Source organism: Pelagibacterium xiamenense (genome assembly GCF_021166475.1).
GTDB lineage: Bacteria > Pseudomonadota > Alphaproteobacteria > Rhizobiales > Devosiaceae > Pelagibacterium > Pelagibacterium xiamenense.
Map to the genome: position 1 here is coordinate 425,763 of NZ_JAJOYS010000001.1, position 22,286 is coordinate 448,048.

General features: G+C 63.6%; 19 protein-coding genes. 10 read left to right on the top strand and 9 right to left on the bottom strand.

The window, feature by feature from the left end:
- Positions 1-8: 8 nt before the first annotated feature.
- The 5 genes from LSG43_RS02105 to LSG43_RS02125 are packed head-to-tail and all read left to right on the top strand — an operon-like array spanning position 9 to position 4,872.
- Entirely contained in the window at positions 9-983 is a 975-nt protein-coding gene (locus LSG43_RS02105; protein ID WP_231800907.1) for an ABC transporter substrate-binding protein, read from the top strand.
- Positions 984-1,907 carry a sucrase ferredoxin gene (locus LSG43_RS02110; protein WP_231800908.1) on the top strand — a complete coding sequence of 308 codons (924 nt, stop codon included), beginning with the start codon at positions 984-986 and terminating at the stop codon, positions 1,905-1,907.
- An 11-nt stretch (positions 1,908-1,918) separates the two neighbouring features.
- On the top strand, positions 1,919-2,878 hold the full coding sequence (locus tag LSG43_RS02115; protein ID WP_231800909.1) for an ABC transporter substrate-binding protein: 960 nt from the start codon (positions 1,919-1,921) through the stop codon (positions 2,876-2,878).
- 25 nt (positions 2,879-2,903) lie between these two features.
- A complete protein-coding gene (locus LSG43_RS02120) occupies positions 2,904-3,875 on the top strand; it encodes an ABC transporter substrate-binding protein (protein WP_231800910.1) in 972 nt (323 codons plus the stop codon).
- Between the two features lie 19 nt (positions 3,876-3,894).
- Positions 3,895-4,872 carry an ABC transporter substrate-binding protein gene (locus LSG43_RS02125; protein WP_231800911.1) on the top strand — a complete coding sequence of 326 codons (978 nt, stop codon included), beginning with the start codon at positions 3,895-3,897 and terminating at the stop codon, positions 4,870-4,872.
- Here LSG43_RS02125 and LSG43_RS02130 read toward each other — a convergent pair.
- Entirely contained in the window at positions 4,814-5,365 is a 552-nt protein-coding gene (locus LSG43_RS02130) for a hypothetical protein (RefSeq protein WP_231800912.1), read from the bottom strand. The genes LSG43_RS02125 and LSG43_RS02130 overlap by 59 nt on opposite strands.
- 234 nt (positions 5,366-5,599) lie before the next feature.
- On the opposite strand from LSG43_RS02130, the gene LSG43_RS02135 reads away from it, so the two are divergent.
- Genes LSG43_RS02135 through LSG43_RS02145 form a run of 3 tightly spaced genes read left to right on the top strand, consistent with a single transcriptional unit; the run spans position 5,600 to position 8,564 of the window.
- A complete protein-coding gene (locus LSG43_RS02135) occupies positions 5,600-6,442 on the top strand; it encodes a fumarylacetoacetate hydrolase family protein (RefSeq protein WP_231800913.1) in 843 nt (280 codons plus the stop codon).
- A gap of 5 nt (positions 6,443-6,447) precedes the next feature.
- Entirely contained in the window at positions 6,448-7,605 is a 1,158-nt protein-coding gene (locus LSG43_RS02140) for a fumarylacetoacetate hydrolase family protein (protein WP_231800914.1), read from the top strand.
- Positions 7,602-8,564, top strand: coding sequence for a D-2-hydroxyacid dehydrogenase (locus LSG43_RS02145; protein ID WP_231800915.1), 963 nt, complete (start codon positions 7,602-7,604; stop codon positions 8,562-8,564). Before LSG43_RS02140 ends, LSG43_RS02145 begins: the two co-directional genes overlap by 4 nt.
- A gap of 69 nt (positions 8,565-8,633) precedes the next feature.
- On the opposite strand, the gene infB is transcribed toward LSG43_RS02145, so the two are convergent.
- The 8 genes from infB to lnt form a co-directional block, all read right to left on the bottom strand.
- Positions 8,634-11,249: a translation initiation factor IF-2 gene (infB, locus tag LSG43_RS02150; protein WP_231800916.1), complete on the bottom strand. Its 2,616-nt coding sequence runs from the start codon at positions 11,247-11,249 to the stop codon at positions 8,634-8,636.
- Complete coding sequence (locus tag LSG43_RS02155) at positions 11,246-11,866, bottom strand: RNA-binding protein (protein ID WP_231800917.1); 621 nt, start codon at positions 11,864-11,866, stop codon at positions 11,246-11,248. The genes infB and LSG43_RS02155 overlap by 4 nt, the downstream gene beginning before the upstream one ends.
- A gap of 21 nt (positions 11,867-11,887) precedes the next feature.
- Positions 11,888-13,501, bottom strand: coding sequence for a transcription termination factor NusA (gene nusA / locus LSG43_RS02160; RefSeq protein ID WP_231800918.1), 1,614 nt, complete (start codon positions 13,499-13,501; stop codon positions 11,888-11,890).
- An 18-nt stretch (positions 13,502-13,519) separates the two neighbouring features.
- Positions 13,520-14,146, bottom strand: coding sequence for a ribosome maturation factor RimP (rimP, locus tag LSG43_RS02165; protein ID WP_231800919.1), 627 nt, complete (start codon positions 14,144-14,146; stop codon positions 13,520-13,522).
- Between the two features lie 114 nt (positions 14,147-14,260).
- Positions 14,261-14,926, bottom strand: coding sequence for an FAD-binding oxidoreductase (locus LSG43_RS02170; RefSeq protein ID WP_231800921.1), 666 nt, complete (start codon positions 14,924-14,926; stop codon positions 14,261-14,263).
- Between the two features lie 80 nt (positions 14,927-15,006).
- The gene (trmB, locus tag LSG43_RS02175) at positions 15,007-15,705 is read right to left on the bottom strand and encodes a tRNA (guanosine(46)-N7)-methyltransferase TrmB (protein WP_231800923.1); all 699 of its coding nucleotides are present in this window, start codon (positions 15,703-15,705) and stop codon (positions 15,007-15,009) included.
- A 90-nt stretch (positions 15,706-15,795) separates the two neighbouring features.
- Positions 15,796-16,965 carry a methionine adenosyltransferase gene (metK, locus tag LSG43_RS02180; protein ID WP_231800925.1) on the bottom strand — a complete coding sequence of 390 codons (1,170 nt, stop codon included), beginning with the start codon at positions 16,963-16,965 and terminating at the stop codon, positions 15,796-15,798.
- Between the two features lie 127 nt (positions 16,966-17,092).
- Positions 17,093-18,736 (bottom strand): apolipoprotein N-acyltransferase, encoded by a 1,644-nt coding sequence (lnt, locus tag LSG43_RS02185; RefSeq protein ID WP_231800927.1) that lies wholly within the window; start codon positions 18,734-18,736, stop codon positions 17,093-17,095.
- Positions 18,737-19,224: 488 nt separating this feature from the next.
- Between lnt and urtA the strand changes: the two genes are divergently transcribed.
- Positions 19,225-20,526 carry an urea ABC transporter substrate-binding protein gene (urtA, locus tag LSG43_RS02190; RefSeq protein ID WP_231800929.1) on the top strand — a complete coding sequence of 434 codons (1,302 nt, stop codon included), beginning with the start codon at positions 19,225-19,227 and terminating at the stop codon, positions 20,524-20,526.
- A 79-nt stretch (positions 20,527-20,605) separates the two neighbouring features.
- On the top strand, positions 20,606-22,219 hold the full coding sequence (gene urtB, locus LSG43_RS02195) for an urea ABC transporter permease subunit UrtB (RefSeq protein ID WP_231800931.1): 1,614 nt from the start codon (positions 20,606-20,608) through the stop codon (positions 22,217-22,219).
- The last annotated feature ends 67 nt before the right edge of the window (positions 22,220-22,286 follow it).

Genomic DNA, 22,286 nt, shown 5'->3' on the forward strand with positions numbered 1-22,286 from the left:
AAAATCCGATGAAACTGATTTCTGCACTTGCCGCCGGCGTTCACGCGGTCGCCGCTCTTGTAACCCCCGCCATCGCCCAGCAGACCATGACGGTCACCGACGATGCCGGTCGCGAGGTCGTCGTGCCCGCGCATCCCCAGCGCGTCGTTTCCCAGAACGACAACCGCCTAACCCTGCCGCTCCTCGAACTTGGCGTACCGCTCGTGGGCAGCGCCGGGCGGATCGATGCCGGGGGTAAACCCTATCTGCGCGCGGTCCCCGACCTTCTCGGCATCGATTTCGACACCGCCGATTTCGAATTCGTGGGCACCTATAACGAACTCGACTACGAGGCGATCGCCGCGCTCGAACCCGACCTCATCGTCACCATGCTCGAAGATCAGGTCGAACAGCTGTCGATCATTGCCCCGACACTGGTCATCGATCCCAACCAGTATCCGGTCAAGGAAGGCATGCGGCGGATTGCGGATGTAACGGGCACGACGGACGCCTATGAGGCGTTGGCAGCCGCCTATGAGCGCAAGCTAGAAACCGTCTCGCACTTCATCCCCGAACCGGGCGATATCACCGTTTCGGTGACCTTCTCGTTCCCGGCGGGCGAAGACGTCTATGTTTATAACGACCTGGGCGCCCTGACTGTCGCGCTCAGCGATCTGGGACTGCAACTGCCTGCATTGGCGCGCGAGATGGACGCGCGGTCGATGCCGATCAGTCCGGAAGTCTGGCCCGAGACAGACGGCGACTTCGTCATCAATTTCTACGGCACGACGCCGGAGGACGGGCCCGAGCAGGTGCGCGCGGGGCTCGATCACTATCTCGAGGGTTGGTGCGGGTTTCTCCACGCCTGCCGGGAGGGGCAATACCTGTTCTTCCCCTACGCAAGCTACGGCTATTCCTTCGGTGCGTTGGGTCTGAACCTCGACCTTCTGACCACACATATCGCGGGCCGGGATTTCGTCCCGTTCGAGGAAGGCGGGGCGTAAATGTCCAAACACGTCTTTTGCCGCGATTTGTGCCTTGAAAGGGGCGAGCCGCACGAAGGGACGGGCAACGCGCCGGCGCGTGCATTGCTCCTCGCCTGGCCGCGCGGCAAATGGCGGACCCCACGCTGGGAATCGGCGGATATGAGCCCGGCGCTGGCCAGGGCGGTGCACCACGCCTCCCAGAACGGCGTGCACGTCGCTCTGGTCGACAAGGTGGGGGAGACCGACAGCCTCCCCCGGCTTCAGGCCCAACCGGAATCGGTTTTTGCCGATTTCGAGAACGAGACGGATTTGATCGCCGCCATCGACAACTACGTAAACGGCACGGTTTTCGAGGGCACGCGCGATCCGCGCACGACCATTCTCGTTTGCACCGACAGCCGCCGCGACGCTTGCTGCGCGCGCTACGGGTTCTCGACCTATAAGGCCTTGACCGCCATTGCCGATCCCGAAAAGTTCAACATCGTGCAGGCAACGCATCTGGGCGGATGCCGGTTTGCCGCCTCGCTTGTCGTCGTGCCGCAACGTCAGCGCTATGGCCGTATGACGGCGGGCCAGGCGCCGGCCTTTCTCGAGGCCTTGTCGCGCGGCGAGGTTTTCCTGCCCGCCTATAAGGGCCGTACGGACGTGCCCGAGCCGCTGCAGGTCGCCGAACTCGCGGCCCTGCGCTGGGCCGAGACCCACACAAGAACGACCGGCCCCGTCGCGCTCGACGCGTCCGACATGCCCGAGGACCCTCAAGAAGGCACGGAACTGACGGTTCACGCCGCCATCCACGGCACCGAACTCGATATCCGCCTCAAGGCGCGAATGTTCCACGTCCAGGGCAATTGCGGCGTCGTCGCCGAAGGCGGCGGCCAGCACACGCTGCGCTGGTGCCTCAGCGGGGTCACGACGTCGACACAGCCCCAGTTCCAACCATGAAAGTTCTTGCCATGATAAACCGCGTCGCCAGCGCGTGCCTGGTCTTTGCCTTGGCCGCTTTCCCGGCCATAGGCCAGCAAACTGTGACCTTCACCGACGATGCCGGACGCACCGTCGAGATCCCGGCCGATCCCCAGCGCATCGCCGCATTGCACGATCTTTCCATCACGGTGCCGCTGATCGAACTCGGTGTCTATCCCGCCGCGAGCCATGGGCGGACCACAGAGGAGGGCGTGGGGTTCATTCGTTCTTCAAAAGTGCTCACCGGCGTCGATTTCGATAATTCCGACATCCAATTCGTTGGCAATCTGCCCGTGGACATCGAGGCGGTCGCCATCGTCGAGCCGGACCTTATTATCACCACCCCCTGGCAGACCACGCCGGTCGAGCAACTCGAAGCCATCGCACCTACAATCGTGCTCGATGACACAGTCCGTGGCGACCTGGGCATGTATGAGACCCTTGCCGAAATCACCGGCACTGAGGACGCCCTCGCCGTTCTGGAGGGCCGCTACGAAAGTCAGATCGAGCAAATCAAGCGCCTGATCGATACCTCGGACATCTCGGTCAATGTCATTCAGGGAGTGAACGGCGAGGTGCTGTCCTGGCATACATATGGCGGGCTTGGCCGGGTGTTACGCGATGCGGGCTTTCAGTTCCCCCAACGGGTGGACGCGATCCCCGAGGGGGATTTCGAGCGTATGAGCGCAGAGACCTTCCCAGAGCTCGACGCCGACTTCCTGTTTGTCACCTACCGCACCGACACGCTCGAAACCCCCGACGACGCCATCGCCTACCTCGAAGAGGTGATGCCCAATTTCTGCGACTTCCTGCACGCGTGCCGGGAAAACCAGATGATCGTCATGCCCCGTGAGGAGGCCTCGGCGTCCTCGTATTACGGGCTCGGCGTGATGGCCTACACAATCATCTCGCACATCTCGGGCCGGGACTTCACGCCCAAGCCCGACTGACCGGAATTTTTTTAGAGGCACTTTCATGAAAGCCATACTGATGCTCGCGATGGGGGCCGTTCTGGCCCTCTCGCCTTGTTCTGCCATGGCGCAGGAAACCCGCACCGTGGTCGATGGCACCGGCACAGAAATCGCAGTGCCAACGAACCCTCAGCGCATCGTGACGCTGCACGACAGCCGGCTCACCGTGCCGCTTCTGGAACTCGGCGTCGTGCCGGTGGGCAGCCACGGCCGCGTGGCAGGGGACGGCACGCCCTTCATCCGCTCGAGCCTCGAAATCACCGGCTTTGATTTCGACAATAGCGACATCGCCTTTGTCGGCGAAACGCCCATCGATGCCGAGCAGGTTGCAGCGCTTGAGCCCGACCTGATCATCGCCCCCAACTGGGAAGAAGTCGGTATCGATCAGCTGCGCACCATCGCGCCGACCTATGTCTTCGATTATGGCGCGATCACCGACGAGTTCGAGATCTATCAAAAGATCGCCGAACTGGCCGGCGTCGAGGGCCGCCTCGCGACCCTCGAGGCGCGTTATGCCGAGCAGATCCGCATGATCCGCGCACTTGTCGCGGACCCCGCCGAAATCACCGTCAGCGTCATCCAGCCGCGTCAGGGCCAGGTGCGCGTCTGGAACACCTATTTCTCGCTCGGCAAGGTGCTGCGCGACGCAGGCTTTTCCTTCCCCGCGGCGATCGATGCCGTCGGGGGTGCGGAGGCTGCGGACTTCAGCGCCGAAGTGCTCCCCGAACTCGATGCCGACTTCATCTTCATCACCTATCCGCTGATGGCCTTCGGTCAGACCCCGGCCGATACCGAAGCGGCCATGGCCGACGTTCTGCCCGGCTGGTGCGGCGTGCTTCACGCCTGCCGCAACGGCCAGGTGATCTATCTGCCGCGTTCGGTGGCCTCCTCGACCTCCTATGAGGCCTTGGGCCAGATGGCCCAGGCCGTCGCCAGCCACATCGTCGGCCGCGATTTCGTGCCGATGCCCGATTGACCACCAAGACCTGGAGACAATGATCCACACCATGACCTACCGCACCAAACTTGCAACCGTGGCCGTTTTCGCCAGCTTCGCCGTCACCGCGGGCGTTGCCCAGGACACGCTGACCCTGACCGACGGCACCGGAACCGAAGTCGCCGTGCCCGCCGAACCCGAACGCATCGTCTCGCTCCATGACACCTCGCTCACCGTTGCGCTCATCGAGCTTGGTGTCATCCCCGTGGGCAGCCACGGCCGCACCGAGGAGGACGGTACGCCGTTCATCCGTTCGGCCGAGCTTGTCACGGGGTATGATTTCGCCAACAGCGGCATCGCATTCGTCGGCAACCTCCCAGCCGACGTCGAGGCCGTCGCCGCGCTCGAACCCGACCTGATCCTGACCACCAGCTGGCAAACCGCCGGCGTCGACCAGCTTCGCGCCATCGCGCCGACCTATGTCTTCGATATCGACGCGACCGACGATTTCGACGTCTACGCGCGGATCGCGGAGGTGACGGGCACCACGGACCGGCTGGAAAAGCTCGAAAACCGCTACCGGGCGCAGCTCGAGGTGATCAACGGCCTTGTGGACACCTCCGGGATCACCGTGAGCGTCATCCAGGGCTACAATGGCGAATTGCAGGTCTGGAATACCTATGGCTCGCTCGGCAAGGTGCTGCGCGATGCGGGCTTCACCTTCCCCGACGCGATCAATGCCATCGAGGGCAATTCACGCCAGATCTTCTCGGGTGAGGCCTATCCCGAGTTCGACGGCGATTTCATCTTCGTCACCTACCGCCCCAGCCGGGGCGAAACGCCTGCGGATGCCCGCGCCGCCCTCGACGAGGTGCTGCCCGGCTGGTGCGACGTGCTCCACGCCTGCGCCAACAATCAGGTGATTTACATCCCGCGCGAAATCGCCTCCTCGGCGACCTACGACTCGCTGTTTGCGCTCACCGAGATTGTCGGGAGCCAGATCGTCGGGCGGGATTTCGTTCCGATGCCCGAATAGAATCATCGGATTCGTCAAGCTGGGGAGCGGTTTCCCGCCGCTCCCCATCGTGCTCGATATGGCTCGAAAACCATTGATATGACCCCAACGCGATGAGCGCGAACATCGCGGCTGTCAAAAGGATCGCCGGATAGATGGCTTGAGACAGGCCCTCGGTATTGGCCTTGAAGACCATCACCAGCGCTTCGAGGCTCGCGGCGATGACAATGATGGTGATGAATTTCGTGATCGAGCGTCGCGATTCCACCGATGAACGCAGCTCGCGCTTGCGAACGATTTCCTCCTCGGCGATGAACTTGGCCGTCTCCACAACGGCAAATCCGATGATGACGATGCCGATACTATCGAGAAGCGCATTCACCGGATCGCCCGAAAGCACCCCGGCACTCGCTTTTATCACGGCGGTAATCAGCAACACTCCGGCAAGCGCCATGAGGAAAATCGTTGCCGTTACGAAATAAACCAGCGCCAGCCGGGCATAAATAGCGTTCAACGCAATTTCGTCCTTATCGATTATCCACAAGACCAACGCCCCGCTGGCCTTGCGGTTCCTTTAGCGGAACCGGCGGCGCCTCCGCACGCGCGTCGCTACCCACACTGCAGCCGTCAACCGTACCGGAATCGCAAAACCCGCCCTTCACCTCGGCGCCAAAACCGGCTATCGACGTCTCGCTGGCTAACATTTCACGATACGCTTTCAGCGCGTCTGAAACGATGGAGACGAGACATGAAACTCCTGCGCTATGGCGCTCCGGGCCAGGAAAAGCCCGGTCTTTTAGCCGGTGACGGCACGATCCGCGATCTTTCCGCCCATGTTCCCGACATTGCCGGCGATACGCTCCTGCCCGAAAGCCTTGCCGCACTCGCGGCGGTCGATCCCCAGAGCCTGCCAAAGGTCGAGGGCAACCCGCGGCTGGGCCCCTGCGTCGCGGGCACGGGCAAATTCATATGCATCGGCCTGAACTATTCCGACCACGCCGCGGAAACCGGCGCCAAGGTGCCGCCCGAGCCCATCATTTTCATGAAAGCCACCTCGGCCATCGTCGGGCCCAATGACGACGTCGAAATCCCGCGCACCTCGCAAAAGACCGATTGGGAGGTCGAACTGGGGATCGTTATTGGCAAGACTGCCAAATACGTCTCCGAGGCCGACGCGCTCGATCACGTCGCGGGCTATTGCGTCATCAACGACATTTCCGAGCGCGCCTTCCAGGCCGAGCGCTCGGGGCAGTGGACCAAGGGCAAGTCCGCCGATACCTTCGGGCCGACCGGCCCCTGGCTCGTCACCAGGGACGAGGTCGCCGACCCGCAGAACCTCAAGATGTGGCTTGAGGTCAACGGGCACCGCTACCAGGACGGCTCGACCGCGACCATGGTCTATGGCGTCAAATACCTCGTTTCCTACCTCAGCCAGTTCATGAGCCTCCGCCCGGGCGATATCATCTCGACCGGCACGCCCCCGGGCGTCGGGCTGGGCCAGAACCCGCAGGTGTTCTTGAAACCCGGCGACGTCATGGAGCTCTCCATTGAAGGGCTGGGCACCCAAAAACAGAAGACCGTTCAGGGCTAGATGCCATGACCGGGCTCGAAACCTTCAGGACCGGAACGTTTCTCGGCCGGGTGCAGGCGCCTTCAAGCGCCTGCCCGCGCGTCGTCACGATCCGGGACGGGCAGGTGGTCGATATCACCTCGGCCACGGCCCCCACCGTCCGCGATATCTGCGAAATGGATGATCCCGTGGGCTATGTCGCGAACGCCAGCGGCACGCCGATCGGCGCACTGGCGGACATCATGGCCAACAGCCGCGCGGCGGACCGCAACGCCGATAGAGCCTATCTCCTCGCGCCGATCGATCTGCAGGCGGTCAAGGCGGCCGGCGTCACCTTCGTCGTGAGCCTCCTCGAGCGCGTGATCGAGGAGCAGGCCAAGGGCGACCCGCGCAAGGCCGACGCGCTCAGAAGCGAAATCCTCGACCTCATTGGCACCGATCTCTCCGAGCTGGTACCCGGCTCCGAAACGGCCGCGGCGGTCAAGCAAAAGCTGATCGAAAAAGGCGTCTGGAGCCAGTATCTTGAGGTCGGCATCGGCCCGGATGCGGAGATTTTCACCAAGTGCCAGCCCATGGGCGCCGTCGGCCATGGCGCCGATGTCGGTCTGCATCCGGTGTCGCACTGGAACAATCCCGAACCCGAGGTAGCGGTCGTCGTCTCGTCCAAGGGCACGATCCTCGGCGCGACGCTGGGCAATGACGTCAATTTGCGCGACGTCGAGGGCCGTTCGGCGCTTCTATTGGGCAAGGCCAAGGACAACAACGCCTCGGCGTCGCTCGGCCCGTTCATCCGATTGTTCGATGACGGATTTACCCTCGAAACGGTCAAGACGCTGGACGTGGCGCTCGAAGTGCGGGGTGAGGACGGCTTCGTGCTCGAGGGCAAGAGTTCGATGAGCCGGATTTCGCGAACTCCCGAATCCCTCGTCGCATCCGCCATCGGCGATCATCACCAATACCCCGACGGGCTGGTCCTGTACCTGGGCACAATGTTCGCGCCGGTCAAGGACCGCGGTGGCGCCGGCAAGGGCTTCACCCACAAGCTCGGCGACGTCGTGACGATCTCGGCCCCCACGCTCGGCGCGCTTGAAAACACCGTGCGGCTCTCGACCCAGTGTCCGCCCTGGACCTATGGCGTCAGTCACCTGATGCGCGATCTGGCGCGTGATGGGCTTCTGGGATGACAAAGCGGCCGAAAATCGTCTTTCTCGACCGCGAAACCCTCTCGCCGGAAACCCGCCTGCGCGCGCCGGATTTTCCGCACGAACTGGTCGTTTACGACCGCACCGCCCCGAACGACATCGCCACCCGCATCGTGGATGCCGATATCGTCATCACCAACAAGGTGCCGCTGCGCGCCGATGTGCTCGAAAAGGCCCAAGGGCTCAAGCTCATCGCCGTTTCGGCAACCGGCACCGACATCATCGACCTCGACGCCGCCCGGGCCAGGGGCATCGCGGTCGCCAACATCCGCGGCTACGCGAAAAACACAGTGCCCGAACACACGTTCGCACTCATCCTCGCCCTGCGCCGCTCGCTTGTCGCCTACCGCAATTCGGTCATCGAAGGCCGGTGGCAGGAAGCGGGGCAGTTCTGCTATTTCGATTTCCCGATCGCCGATCTCGCAGGGTCGACGCTGGGTATCGTCGGCAGCGGGTCGCTGGGGTCGGCGGTCGGGCAGATCGGCAAGGCGCTGGGAATGAACGTCGTCTATTCCGGCCGTAAGGACGGGACGATCAAGCCCGGGCAGGTCCCGTTTGCGCAAATGCTCGGAACCTCGGACGTGATCACGCTCCATTGTCCGCTGACGCCCGAGACCCGCAACCTGATCGGCGCGTCCGAATTCGTGCAGATGAGCAAGAAGCCGATTTTGATCAACACTGCGCGCGGCGGGCTTGTCGACGAAGAGGCGCTCGAACGCGCCCTGGAGCTCGGGCAGGTCGCCGGCGCGGGCATTGACGTCACCGCTCCCGAGCCGCCCCCGTCCGACAGCACCGTCATGCGCATCGCAAGCCGCGAGAACGTCATCGTCACGCCCCACACCGGCTGGGCGAGCCGCGAAGCGATCCAGGCGCTTGCCGATCAGCTGATCGGCAACATCGAGGCATTCTGGGCGGGCAAGCCGCGCAATCTGGTGGTGTGAGGCGAACCTCTGAACAAAAAAAGCCCGGACCAACAGGTCCGGGCTTTTCCAATTGCTCTGCAGCCGGCGTTACAGCGTCCGCTGCACCTTTTCGACGCGGTAGCATTCGATCACGTCGCCCGGGCGCATGTCCTCGTAGCGTTCGAAGGCCATGCCGCACTCCTGTCCGGCGGGCACGTCCTTGACCTCGTCCTTGAAGCGCTTGAGCGTCGAGAGCTTGCCTTCGTGGATAACCACGTTGTCGCGCAGAAGGCGCACGCCCGCGCCACGCTCCACGGTCCCTTCGGTGACCCGGCAGCCGGCGACCTTGCCGACCTTCGAGATGTTGAACACCTCGAGGATTTCCGCGTAGCCGATAAAGGTTTCGCGCACCTCCGGCTCGAGCAAGCCGCTCATTGCCTTCTTCACGTCGTCGATGAGGTCATAGATCACGTTGTAATAGCGGATCTCGATGCCCTCGCGGCTCGCGAGTTCGGCGGCCTGCTTATTGGCACGCACGTTGAACCCGATGATCACCGCCTTGGACGCGGTCGCCAGCGTCACGTCGCTCTCGGTGATGCCGCCCACGCCCGAATAGAGGATCTGGGCGGAAACCTCGTCGGTCGAGAGCTTGTTGAGCGCGGTCACGATCGCTTCGACCGAGCCCTGCACGTCGCCCTTGATCACGAGCGGCACCTTGGAGATATCCGAATCCTTGAGCTGCTGCATCATCTGCTCGAGGCTCGTCGCGCCGCCGCCCGCGGTCTTCTCGCGGATCGTACGCTGGCGGTATTCGGTGATCTCGCGCGCCCGCGCCTCGTTCTCGACCACCGCGAAGCGGTCGCCCGCGTCAGGAACGCCGGAGAACCCGAGCACTTCGACCGGCGTCGAGGGACCGGCGGATTTCACCTGCCGGCCCTTGTCGTCGATCAGCGCGCGCACCTTGGCCCACTCGGTGCCGGCAACAAGAATGTCGCCGACATTGAGCGTGCCGCGCTGCACGAGCACGGTCGCGACAGCGCCACGGCCCTTGTCGAGCTTGGATTCGATCACGAGCCCCTGGGCGCTGCCCTTTTCGGGCGCCTTCAATTCAGCGACTTCGGCCTGCAGCAGGATGGCTTCGAGAAGACCGTCGAGATTGGTCTTCTTGAGTGCCGAAACCTCGACGTCGAGCACCTCGCCGCCCATCGATTCGACAAACACTTCGTGCTGCAACAGTTCGGTGCGGACCTTGTTGGCGTCCGCGCCGGGCTTGTCGATCTTGTTGATCGCAACGATGAGCGGCACACCGGCTGCCTTGGCGTGTTTGATCGATTCGATCGTCTGCGGCATCACGCTGTCGTCCGCAGCCACCACAAGAACCGCGATATCGGTCGCCTGGGCGCCGCGGGCGCGCATGGCGGTGAACGCCTCGTGGCCCGGGGTGTCGAGGAAAGTGATCTTCTGGCCGTTCTTTTCGACCTGATAGGCGCCGATATGCTGGGTGATGCCACCCGCTTCGGTGTCGACCACCTTGGCTTCGCGGATCGCATCGAGCAGCGAGGTCTTGCCGTGGTCGACGTGCCCCATGATCGTCACGACTGCCGGACGCGGCGCCAGATCGGCCTCGTCGCTATCCCCGATCTCTTCGAAAAGCCCTTCTTCCACGTCACTGTCGGACACGCGCTTGACGGTGTGCCCCAACTCGGTCGCGACCAGCTCTGCGGTGTCCGCATCGATCACGTCGTTGATCTTGAGCATCTGGCCCTGACCCATCAGGAGCTTGATGACGTCCACGGCGCGCTCGGACATGCGGTTGGCCAGCTCGGCCACCGTAATCGCTTCGGGAAGCGTGACTTCGCGACTGATCTTGGGTTGAGCCGCCTTGGCGACCTTGCCCATCTTCTTGTTCTGCCGCCGGCGCATCGACGCCAGCGAGCGGCCACGATCGCCATCATTGTCGGCAAGTGCGGAATTGACATTGAGCCGCCCGCGCGAATTGCCGTCGCGGCGCGACGGCTGTGTCGAGGGCTTGGGCGCAGCCGAGCGCTTGGCGCGCTCGAGCTCATCGCGGTCCACAAGAGCTTTGGGGGCCGGTGCGGCGCGGCGGCGTATACGATCATCCTCGCCTTCGCCCGGTGGGGGCGGAGGCGGCATATCGGGTTGGGCAGCCTTGGGCGAGGGCCGGTGCGCCGGCTTGGGCCGGGCCTGGCCGGCCTTGACGGGCACGATCTCTTCGAGATCGTCCTTGGCCTGCGCCGCGGGCTCGGCCTCCTGTTGGGCCTGGCGCGCCGCCTCCTCGGCGGCCTTGCGCTCGGCTTCCTCGCGCTCGGCCTTGCGCCGCGCGTCGATCTCGGCGAGGCGCCGGGCTTCTTCTTCGGCCTTGCGCTTGTCTTCGTCGGCGCGCGCGGCAGCTTCGCGCAACGCGCGTTCGCGCGCCTGCGCCTCGCTCTGGGTCAGCTTGCCCGACGGGGCCGCGTTTGAGCGCGGCGAACCCGGTTGCGGCCGCCCGCCCGGGCGCTGACCGCCTTGCGGACGTCCACCACCCGGTGCACTCTGGGGCGCACCGGCACCCGGCCCACCAACCCGGCGCGTGCGTTTTTCGACAACGACGGTACGCGAGGAACGCGACATGCCGGGCTTGGCGCCGACATTGGGCGCGCCCTTTAAGGTCAGGGTCTTCTTCCCCGAACCTGAATTGTCGCTGGTGTTGTCCTTATCGCTCATAGGCTGTCGTCTTCTCTTTCGTCTGTGGCATCGAACCGGGCCAGCCGATTGGCCTTCTCGATCACCGAATTGCTTGCCGCGCCGCTGGCGAGCGCTGCATGTATCACATGTTCGAGCCCCAATGCCAAACCCAATTGGGCGGAGGAGAGGGATTCGATATGCACGAGGTTTTCTCCCCCGTGCGGCGCGCGCCTTGCGGCCTGCAGCATCTTGCGCCGCCCGTCCTGCGCCGCGTCGCGCGCTGTAATGAGCGCGGCCGCTTCGCCTTTCGCAAGAAGGCTTTGCACCTTGGCCGCACCCGTAATGAGCTGTCCCGCCTTGCGCGCCAATCCCAGCGCGCCCACGAGGCGCTGTTCTAACCGCGTCCGGGTCAATAACGCAAGGTCGGGCGGAACCTCTACCTGCGTCTTGAGGCTGCGCGCGAAGACTTTCTTTCTTGCGGCCTCTTCGACCGCAGCCCGCGACAGGCTGATCCAGACCCCGCGCCCCGGCGCTTTGCCGTCTATGTCGGGCGCGAGAACGCCGTCTGGAGACAGCGCGAATCGAATGAGCTCGGATGCCGGCTTTTCAACCCGGCTGAGCGCACACGTGCGCAAAATCTCCTTATGACGTCCCAAGGCGCTCGCTCGGCCCCTTACTTATTCGGCGGCCCCGGTCTCGACGCCTTCGGCTTCGAGCACCTCGTCCTCGATCACCGGAAGATCCTCTTCGGTGATCCAGCCGACCTTCAGGCGCGCCGCCATGATCATGTCCTCGGCTTCCTGCCGCGAGAGCGGGAAGGCCGAAAGCGCTCCGTCGAACCGGTGGGTCTCCCCATCCTTTCGCTCGGTCCAGCCGATCAGGTCGTCCGCCACGTAGCCGGCAAAATCCTCGACCGTCTTGACCCCGTCCTTGCCCAGTGCGACGAGCATCGCCGCATTGAGGCCCGGAATGTCGTAAAGCGCGTCCTCGACGCCGAGCTTCTGGCGCTCCTCGTCCTGTTCGCGCTCGAGCGCATCGAGATATTCGGTCGCGCGGTTCTGGATTTCCGTCGCCGTTTCTTCGTCGAACCCGCCGATCGAAGCGATTTCGGCGATATCGACATAGGCGAGTTCCTCGATCGAGGAGAAGCCTTCGGACGCCAGGAGCTGTGCGACCATCTCGTCGACGTCGAGCGCTTCCATAAAGAGCGCGGAACGTTCGGTGAATTCCTTCTGCCGGCGTTCGCTTTCTTCCTGCTCGGTGAGGATATCGATATCCCACCCGAGGAGCTGGCTGGCGAGCCGCACGTTCTGTCCGCGGCGGCCGATGGCGAGCGACAACTGCTCGTCGGGAACCACCACCTCGACCCGCTCGGCCTGCTCGTCAAGGACCACCTTGGCGACATCGGCCGGCTGCAGCGCCGAAACGACCAGATCCGCTATATTGTTCGTCCAGGGGATAATATCAATCTTTTCGCCCTGCAATTCTCCCACAACCGCCTGAACGCGGCTGCCGCGCATGCCCACGCAGGCGCCGACGGGGTCGATCGAGGAATCCGAGGACGTCACCGCGATCTTGGCGCGGCTGCCCGGATCGCGGGCGATCGAACGGATCGTGATGATGCCGTCGTAGATTTCCGGCACTTCCTGCTGGAAGAGCTTGGCCATGAACTGGGGATGCGTGCGTGAAAGGAAAATCTGCGGCCCGCGCTGCTCGCGCCGGACGTCGTAGATATAGGCGCGCACACGGTCGCCGTAGCGGAACACTTCGCGCGGGATCAGTTCGTCGCGCCGGATAATCGCTTCGCCCCGCCCCAGGTCGACGATGACGTTGCCGTATTCCACGCGCTTGACCGAACCGTTGACGATCTCGCCGATGCGGTCCTTGTATTCGTCGTACATGCGCTCGCGCTCGGCATCGCGCACCTTCTGCACGATCACCTGCTTGGCCGACTGCGCCGCGATGCGGCCGAACTCGATCGGGGGCAGGGGCTCGGTCACATAATCGCCAAGCTTGGCGGCGTCGTTCTTGGCCTTGGCGTCCTCGAGCGCGATCTGCCGGCCGTATTCCTCGACCTCCTCGACGACCTCGAGCAACCGCCAAAGCCGCAATTCGCCGGTCTTGGGATTGATCTCGGCCTTGACCTCGGTCTCCGCGCCATAGCGGGCCTTGGCCGCGCGCTGGATCGCCTCTTCCATCGCCTCGATGACGATCATGCGGTCGATCGACTTCTCTCGCGCCACCGCGTCGGCGATCTGCAAAAGCTCTAGCCTGTTGGCTGAAACGGCCATGTCTTTCGTCTCCAAACCTTAATTCTGGCGATCCGCGGCGTCGTCGCCGTCGGATTCATCGTAAACGGTCTCGATGGTGTCATCCTCGTCATCGAAACCGGGTGTTTCTTCCTGCGCCTTGCGGGCAGCGTCGAGAAGCCTGTCGGTCATCACGAGCTTGGCGTCCGCCAAAGCGGCAAGCGGCAGCCGATGCACCGCATCTTCGGTCTTGGGCGCATCGGGCAGACGGATCGAGAAGCTGTCGTCATCGGCGCCCACGATCTCGCCGCGGAACCGCTTGCGCCCATCGACGGGCTCGGACAGCTCGACCTTGGCCTCGTGCCCCACCCAGGCGGCAAAGTCCCGGGCCCGGACGAGCGGCCGGTCGACGCCGGGCGAGGAGATCTCCAGATGATACTCCCGATCGATGGGGTCTTCCAAGTCGAGAACCGGATTGACGTCCCGGTGCAGCTTTTCGCAATCCTCGATCGCGAACTGCCCGTTTGCGTCCTCGCACATGATCTGCAGCGTGCAGCCGTTCTCATTGGTGACGCGCACGCGCACCAGATCGTAGCCCAGAGACTCGGCAACCGGCTCGACAATGCCCGCAATCCGGGCTTCGAGGGCCGATTCACGAACGTAGCGTTTGGTGTTCTGTGCAGTCATGTTCCGCCGGGATAATAAAAAAGAGCGGGGCCGGTCGGCACCCACTCTCTCATTGGCTCTGAGATTGTTGGACGCTGATATAGCGCCGTGTGGCGGCAATTGCAAGATGGGGCGCTATGCCTCGAAGACGACGCTCTCGGTCTTTGCGCCGAGGTCCGCGAGTATCGCCTTGATGTCGTCGACCATGGCGTCCGGGCCGCAGACGTAGAAATGCTGCGAGAAATCGCGCACGTGCTTTTCGATCATAGCCCTGTCGATCCGTCCGTGTTCGTACCCGGGCTTATCTTCGTCAGTGAGCGTATGGATCGTCCGCAGTCCGCCCATGAGCTCGAATTCGTTCTTGAGGATGATGTCGTCCTCGGTCCGGTTGGAGAATAGGAGCGTATTGCCCTCGAGCGTGCCGTCCTTTTCGAGCTGGCGCAGGATCGCGATAAACGGTGTCACCCCGGCGCCACCCGCGATGAACGTGCCCGCGCCCTTATACTGGATCGTCCCCCAGGGCTCCTCGATCAGCAGATGGTCCCCGGGCTGGAGCTTGCCGAGCTGGTCGGTGACGCCGTTGCGCTCCGGATAGATCTTGGTCGTGAATTCGAGCTCGGACCAGTCGTTGAGCGAAGTGAAGGTGAACGGATGCTTGTTCTCCCGCCATCCGTCCTTGTCGATCGCGACATCGGTGGCCTGACCCGGCTCGAAATGGAAACCTTCGGGCTTTTCGAGCCGGAAGCGGCGGACGTTGTGAGTGACCGGCTCGACGCTGTTGATCGTGATCTTGTAGGTCATGGCAATCCTTGGGCTTGGCAAAGGCTTTCTTGGTACCTTTGCTCAACCCCGAACGGCCCAAGACGTTCCAGCGCGCGGGTTCAGCCGCGCCGGGTGAAGGTAAAATAGAAGCTCTTTTGCCGCCCCTGCCGCCGCGCCTTGGCTTCGTACCGGGTGGGCTCCCACCCGGGATAGGGCGCATGCCATGCCCCCGGCGCCTCGACCGGCCAGGTGAAATCCTCCGACATTGTGACATGCGCCAGGGTCCAGTCGGCATAGTCCTCGATGTCAGTGGCAAACCGCAGCGCGCCGCCCGGTTTCAGCACGCGCGCGAACGCCTCGAGCATCGTGTGCTGGATCAGCCGCCGCTTGTGATGCCGCGCCTTGGGCCATGGGTCGGGATAAAGCACGTAAATGACGTCGAGACAGGCATCAGGCATCGCAGCAAGGAGCTTGATCACGTCGTCGGGGAAAAGCCGGATATTGTCCAGCCCCTCGCTCTCGATCGCTTCAAGAAGCTTGCCGATCCCACCGGTAAAAACCTCGCATCCGATGAACCCGTCGGCGGGGTTCTCCCGCGCCATCCGCGCCAGATGCTCGCCCCCGCCATAGCCGATCTCGAGATGCAGGCGCCCGCCCCCCGGAAAGAGCGCGCGCGGATCGACAGGCACCGAAATGTCGACGGCGAGTTCGGGCAGGAGCGTGTCGAAGAGGACCTGCTGACCCTTGTGCAGCGTCTTTCCCGCGCGGCGCCCGAAAAAGGCGCGCGGGCCGCGCGGGTCCTGCGGGATGGGCTTCATGGATTTGGGTCTGTTTGTCATCAAGGCAAAAAAGCGCAGCACGTTCGGTGCTGCGCTTTAGCGTTTCTTTCAGCCTGCCTGCAAGGGCGCTTAGGTCAGTTCCGCCTTGATGGCCTCGGCGAGGTCGGTTTTCTCCCAGGAGAAACCGCCATCCTCGCTCGGCGCACGCCCGAAATGTCCATAGGCCGCGGTGCGCTCGTAAATGGGCTTGTTCAATCCCAGATGCGTGCGGATGCCGCGCGGGGAGAGATCCATCACCTTGCGCAGGACAGGAACGAGTGCGTCGTCGTCGATCTTCCCCGTGCCGTAGGTGTCGACGAAAATCGACAGCGGCTTGGAAACGCCGATGGCGTAGGAGAGCTGGATGACGCATTTTTCGGCAAGACCGGCGGCCACGACGTTCTTGGCGAGGTAGCGCGCGGCATAGGCCGCGGAGCGGTCGACCTTGGTGGGGTCCTTGCCCGAAAACGCGCCGCCGCCATGGGGGGCTGCGCCACCATAGGTATCGACGATGATCTTGCGGCCCGTGAGCCCTGCATCGCCGTCCGGCCCGCCGATGACGAACGCGCCCGTCGGGTTGACGTAAAATTCGTCCTCGGGCGGCATCCAGCCTTCGGGCAGAGTGGATTCGACAAACGGCCGCACGAGTTCGCGCACCTTGTCCTGATCGACCCCGTCCATATGCTGGGTCGAAACGACGACAGAAGTCGCGGCAACGGGCTTGCCGTGCTCATAGCGCAGCGTCACCTGGCTCTTGGCGTCGGGACCGAATTCCTTGACCTCTCCCGAATGCCGGGCGGCGGCCATCTTCTTCAAAATGTTGTGCGCGTAGGAAATCGGCGCCGGCATCAGTTCGGGCGTTTCGTTGACGGCAAAGCCGAACATGATGCCCTGATCGCCCGCGCCTTCGTCCTTGTTGCCGTTGGCATCGACGCCCTGGGCGATATGGATCGACTGTTCGTGCACATAGCAGTCGAAATCGAAATTCTTCCAGTGGAAGCCGTCCTGCTCGTACCCGATCTCCCTGACCACCCGGCGCGCGACGGCTTCCATCGCGTCGTCGTCGATCTCGGCCGGGCCGCGGGTTTCGCCCGCGAGCACGATCCGGTTGGTTGTCGAGAGCGTTTCGACGGCCACGCGCGAATGGGGATCCTTGGCAAAGAAAAGGTCCACGATCGCGTCGGAAATCCGGTCGCAGATCTTGTCGGGATGGCCCTCGGAGACGGATTCCGAGGTGAACAGATATGAAGAACTGGCCACGTTAAACCTCATGGTGTTTGGCGAGGGCGCACGCGGGAGTGCGCGTGCACAGGCGAACCCTATGCACTTTCAGGAACCGCTTGTGACAGGACTGCAGCCATATTGCAAGTCGGATATAAAGCGATCTTTATGTCCTGTGGGCGGCAGGGCGCCGCCGGCGTTGCCTGCGCGCGGCGAAAAATCCGCCAAATCCGATAAGCGCACACCCTGCAACCAGCCCGAAAAACGGCAGGTTCCGGACTTGCACAAAGAACGGCGTTTCGATCGGCCGGGCCGGCATCCCCTTGATCGCACCGACCTGGCCGGCGCCCATTTGCGCGGTGATGCGCCCCAGCGGGTCGACGATGGCCGAAATCCCCGAATTGGCCGCGCGGACCATAGCGAGCCCTTCTTCGACCGCGCGGATGCGCGAATGATGGAAGAGTTGCGAAATGCCGAACGAGCCGTCGAACCACGCATCGTTGGTCACGACGAAAATGAACTGCGCATCCCCCGCCGCCGCCCCGAGCCCGCCCGAATAGATCGCCTCGTAGCAGATGAGCGGCAGGAAGGCCGGCGTGCCGGGCAGGCTCATCAGCCGGCGGGCATCCCCATGCGCCCAGCCGTCCGTGCCCGCGACCATCTGTGAGAACCCCAGCGACCGGAGTTGGTCGTCGAACGGCAGATATTCTCCGAACGGCACCAGCTGCGTCTTGTCGTAGCTCGATATGACCTCGCCTTCGGAATTGAAGGCGAAGATGGAATTGAAGGGCTTGGCGTTTGCGGCGACCTGCCCCTCGGTGCCGTAGGCCTCGCGCGGCGCGCCGGTCAAAAGAATGATGCCGTCGGGCAGCGCGCGGGCGATGCGCGCGAGGTATTCAGGCTCGTCCGAAAGAAAGAACGGCAGCGCGGCCTCGGGCCAGACCAGATGGGTGACGTCGTCGAGGCCCCGGTCCTCCGGATGCGTGTGCATCAGCGAAAGATCGAGCAGCCGGGTCACCGTTTCCTCGCGCGCAAACGCCTGCCACTTGATGTCCTGCGGGATCACCGGCTGGACGATACGCATGACCATGCCGTCCTGCGGCACGGTCTGTGTCGTTCGTACCCGCTGATACCCCCATCCGATCTGGACGGCGATCACCGCAATGGCCGCGAAAAGCGGCACGAGCCGGGTCACGAGGCTCCGGTCGGCCGCAGGCCAGACGAGCGCCGGTGTGGCGGAGAGAAGGACCGCGACCACCGTGAGCCCGTAGACCCCGACAAGGCTTGCCGTCTGCATCATTTCGATATTGGCGGTGAGCGCGTAGCCCAGGAGATCGAAGGGAAACCCGGTAAAGAGCGTGCCGCGCGCGAATTCCGCGAGCGACAGTCCTGCGGCGAGCGCGAAGATACGCGCGGTTCCGGTGCTCCAGAAGAGGTGCGCGAACGCGACGCCGAATGCCCAGAACAGCGCGAGCGCCCCCGCCAGCGCCAGAACCGCGAATGGCATCGCCGCCAGCATCCACCCGCCGTCGACGAAAAACGCCGCGCCGATCCAGTGGAGCGCTGCGAGGAAGTACCCCAGCCCGAAAAAGAACCCGATGCGGAAGGCGGGGCCGAAGAGCTTACCCAGAACCCCGTCGTGCTGCTCCGCCCCGTCGAGCGCCCAGACGAGCAAGGGCATGGCAACGAAAAGCGCCAGCAGAATAAAAAGCGGCGGCATGGCCAGTGCCCCGACGGCTCCTGCGAGCATCATCAGTGCGGCACGGCGCCAGCCGAAGCTCAGCATGGCGAATTCCGCCAAAGGCGTCATCGTGACCAGTTCCCGCTTGGCGAATCAGATGAGTGCAAGAGTTGCCGGGCACGGGGGGAGGCGTCAACGGTCGCGGAGCGCCCCTGGAGCAAACTCCATGGCCTCAAAGCAAATGTGCCCCGCGCCGAGCGCGGCACGGGGCACGAGATTGTGGTGCAAACAACCTCTGCCGGAGGACTCCGGCGCTGATCACTCTACGACAGTGTCGTGAAACTGTCATCGGGGAATTGCCCGATAATTGTGCACACAAACGCGACAGCGGATCGCGTGTTGCCCATAATTTAGTCATATCCGCGTGGCACATCGGAGTTGCGCGCCGGGCCTGCGCCGTTTCCGCACGGGGGCGCCAAACAGGTCAGCATCCCTGACAGGCGGATTCGCGAGCCTTTACAATTCATTAATCTTTAGGTTTCGCGCAGCGGGCCACCCTTGGCACGCTTCTTGCGAATCTTGCCGGCAGTGCAAACCACCACTGTCGGAGGACAATTATGACAGACTGGACCAAGCGTATCGGGAGCGCGGTTCTCGCAGGAGCCATGGGAGCGTCTCTTTTCGCCGCCCCGGCCCTCGCCCAGGAAGGCGAGCCGATCAAGGTCGGTATTCTGCATTCGCTTTCGGGCACGATGGCGATTTCCGAAACCACCCTCAAGGACGCCATGCTGATGCTCATTGAGCAGCAGAACGAAGCCGGCGGCGTGCTCGGCCGTCCGCTCGAACCCGTCGTCGTCGATATCGCTTCGGACTGGCCGCTCGCCGCCGAACTGGCGCGGCGCCTCATTGAGGTCGACGATGTCGATGTCGTTTTCGGCTGCTGGACCTCGGTTTGCCGCAAATCCGTCCTGCCGGTCTTCGAGGAGCTCAATTCGCTGCTGTTTTATCCCGTCCAGTACGAGGGCGAGGAATCCCAGCGCAATGTCTTCTATACGGGCGCTTCGCCCAACCAGCAGGCCATCCCCGCCGTCGACTATCTGATGAACGAGGAAGGCGTCGAGCGCTGGGTGCTTGCGGGCACGGACTATGTCTATCCCCAGACCACCAACAAGATTCTCGAGCAGTACCTGCTCGATAGCGGCGTTGCGTCCGACGACATCATGATCAACTACACCCCCTTCGGTCACTCGGACTGGCAGACGATCGTTTCCGACATCGTTGCCTTCGGATCCGAAGGCCGGAAGACCGCGGTGGTCTCGACCATCAACGGCGACGCCAACGTGCCGTTCTACCGCGAGCTTGCCAACCAGGGCGTCGATGCCGCCGATATCCCGGTTGTCGCCTTCTCGGTGGGTGAAGAGGAGCTTTCGGGCTTCGACACGACCCCGCTCGTCGGCCATCTCGCCGCATGGAACTACTTTATGAGCGTCGAGACGCCGGAAAACGAGGAATTCATCGCCGCCTGGCATGACTTCATCGGTTCCGAAGATCGCGTCACCAACGACCCGATGGAAGCCCACTATATCGGCTTCAACATGTGGGTTGAGGCCGTCGAGGCCGCCGGCACGACCGACGCGGACGCAGTGATCGACTCCATCGTCGGCATCGAGGTGCCCAACCTCACCGGCGGTGTCGCGGAAATGTTGCCCAACCACCACATCACCAAGCCTGTCCTCATCGGCGAAATCCAGGACGACGGCCAGTTCTTCGTCGTGTGGGAGACCGAGGACCTCGTTCCCGGCGATGCATGGAGCGACTACCTGCCCGAATCCGCCGTGCTCGAGGCCGATTGGACCGACCCGATGAACTGCGGCAACTACAACACCGAGACCATGACCTGCGGCGGCTCCGCCCAGTAAGGCAAAATTTCCCTCAAGCCGGGACGGGGACGGCCTGCCGCCCCCGTCCAGTTCGCCAATCCCAGCCAACGGAACCAAGATGCCATTCGCCCGTCCGTTTGCCATTCTCCTGTTTCTCCTGGCGCTTCTTGGCGCCGCGGCCGCTCCTGCGCGTGCGCAAAGCCCCGCCGAGATCGTCCCCACGATGTTCGATGCGAGCCTGCGTGAACTCGAGGACGCCGTGGCAGCCCTGGTCGCGACGGGCGACCCGGCGGTGGTGCCGGTGCTGCGCGCGCTGGGCGATGGCAACCTTTATGAAACCGACGCGGGCGGTATCTATATCTTTTCCGGCTCCGGCCCGATCCTCGACGCCGTCACCGGTGAGCCGGTTGAAGGCGTTGTGGAAGGCGACCTTTCGCGCATCCGCATCAACAATTCGCTGCGCCGCGACGTCGCCGCCGCCATCGGCAATCTGACGCTGATGAGCGAGAACGACCGGACGCGCATGAGCGCCGCGCGCGAGATGTTCTCGACCGCCGATCCTGACAATATCCCGCTCCTTGAGGAGGCCATCGCCGCCGAGGAGAACGCCGGTGTGCGCGCCGTAATGGAACAGGCCCGCGCCGCTGCGCTCCTTGCCTCGGGCGAGACGCTCACCGAGGAACAGTTCTCCCAAGCCATCGCCGCCATCGCCTCGCGCTCGGACCGCGAATCGCTCGCCATCCTCACCCGCAACCTCGCCAACGCGACGACAGATACCCAGCGCACGGCCATCAATGCCGGGATCGAGCGTATCAACCAGGCCCTTGCCATACGCGACGTCGCCCAGAACGTCTGGTACGGCATTTCGTTGGGATCGGTGCTGCTGCTCGCCGCTATCGGGCTCGCCATAACCTTCGGGGTGATGGGGGTCATCAATATGGCCCATGGCGAGATGGTGATGATCGGGGCCTATGTCACATTCATGGTGCAGGAGGTGATCCGCACCTCCTTCCCCGGCGCGTTCGACTACTCGCTCGCCATCGCGATCCCGCTGGCCTTCCTCGTCACGGGGCTCGTCGGCGTTGCCATCGAGCGCGGTATCATCCGCTGGCTCTATGGCCGGCCCCTCGAAACGCTGCTGGCCACATGGGGGCTTTCGCTCATCATCCAGCAAGGCGTGCGCACCATCTTCGGGCCGACCAACCGGGACGTGGGCAATCCCTCGTTCATGTCGGGCACCTTCGAATTCATGGGTCTGATGATCACCTGGAACCGGCTCTGGATCGTCATCTTCGCCGCGGTCGTCTTCGCGCTTTTGCTTCTGGTCCTCAACCGCACGTCGCTGGGGCTCCAGATGCGCGCGGTGACCCAGAACCGGCGGATGGCCTCGGCCATGGGCATCCGCACCCCCTGGGTCGATGCCATGACCTTCGGGCTCGGCTCGGGTGTCGCGGGGCTCGCGGGCGTGGCGCTATCGCAGATCGACAACGTCTCGCCCAACCTCGGGCAGAACTACATCATCGATTCGTTCATGGTCGTCGTCTTCGGCGGCGTGGGCAATCTCTGGGGTACGCTCGTGGGCGCGCTGACGCTCGGGGTCGCCAACAAGTTCCTCGAACCCTTCGCCGGGGCGGTCTTGGCCAAGATCGTGATCCTGGTTCTGATCATCCTCTTCATCCAGCGCCGCCCGCGCGGCCTCTTCGCACTCAAGGGAAGGGCGGTGGACGCATGATGGGAGCAACGCTGAATCGGGCCGGTTTCCTGACCTTCGTATCGCTCGATGCGCGGGCACGTGGCGT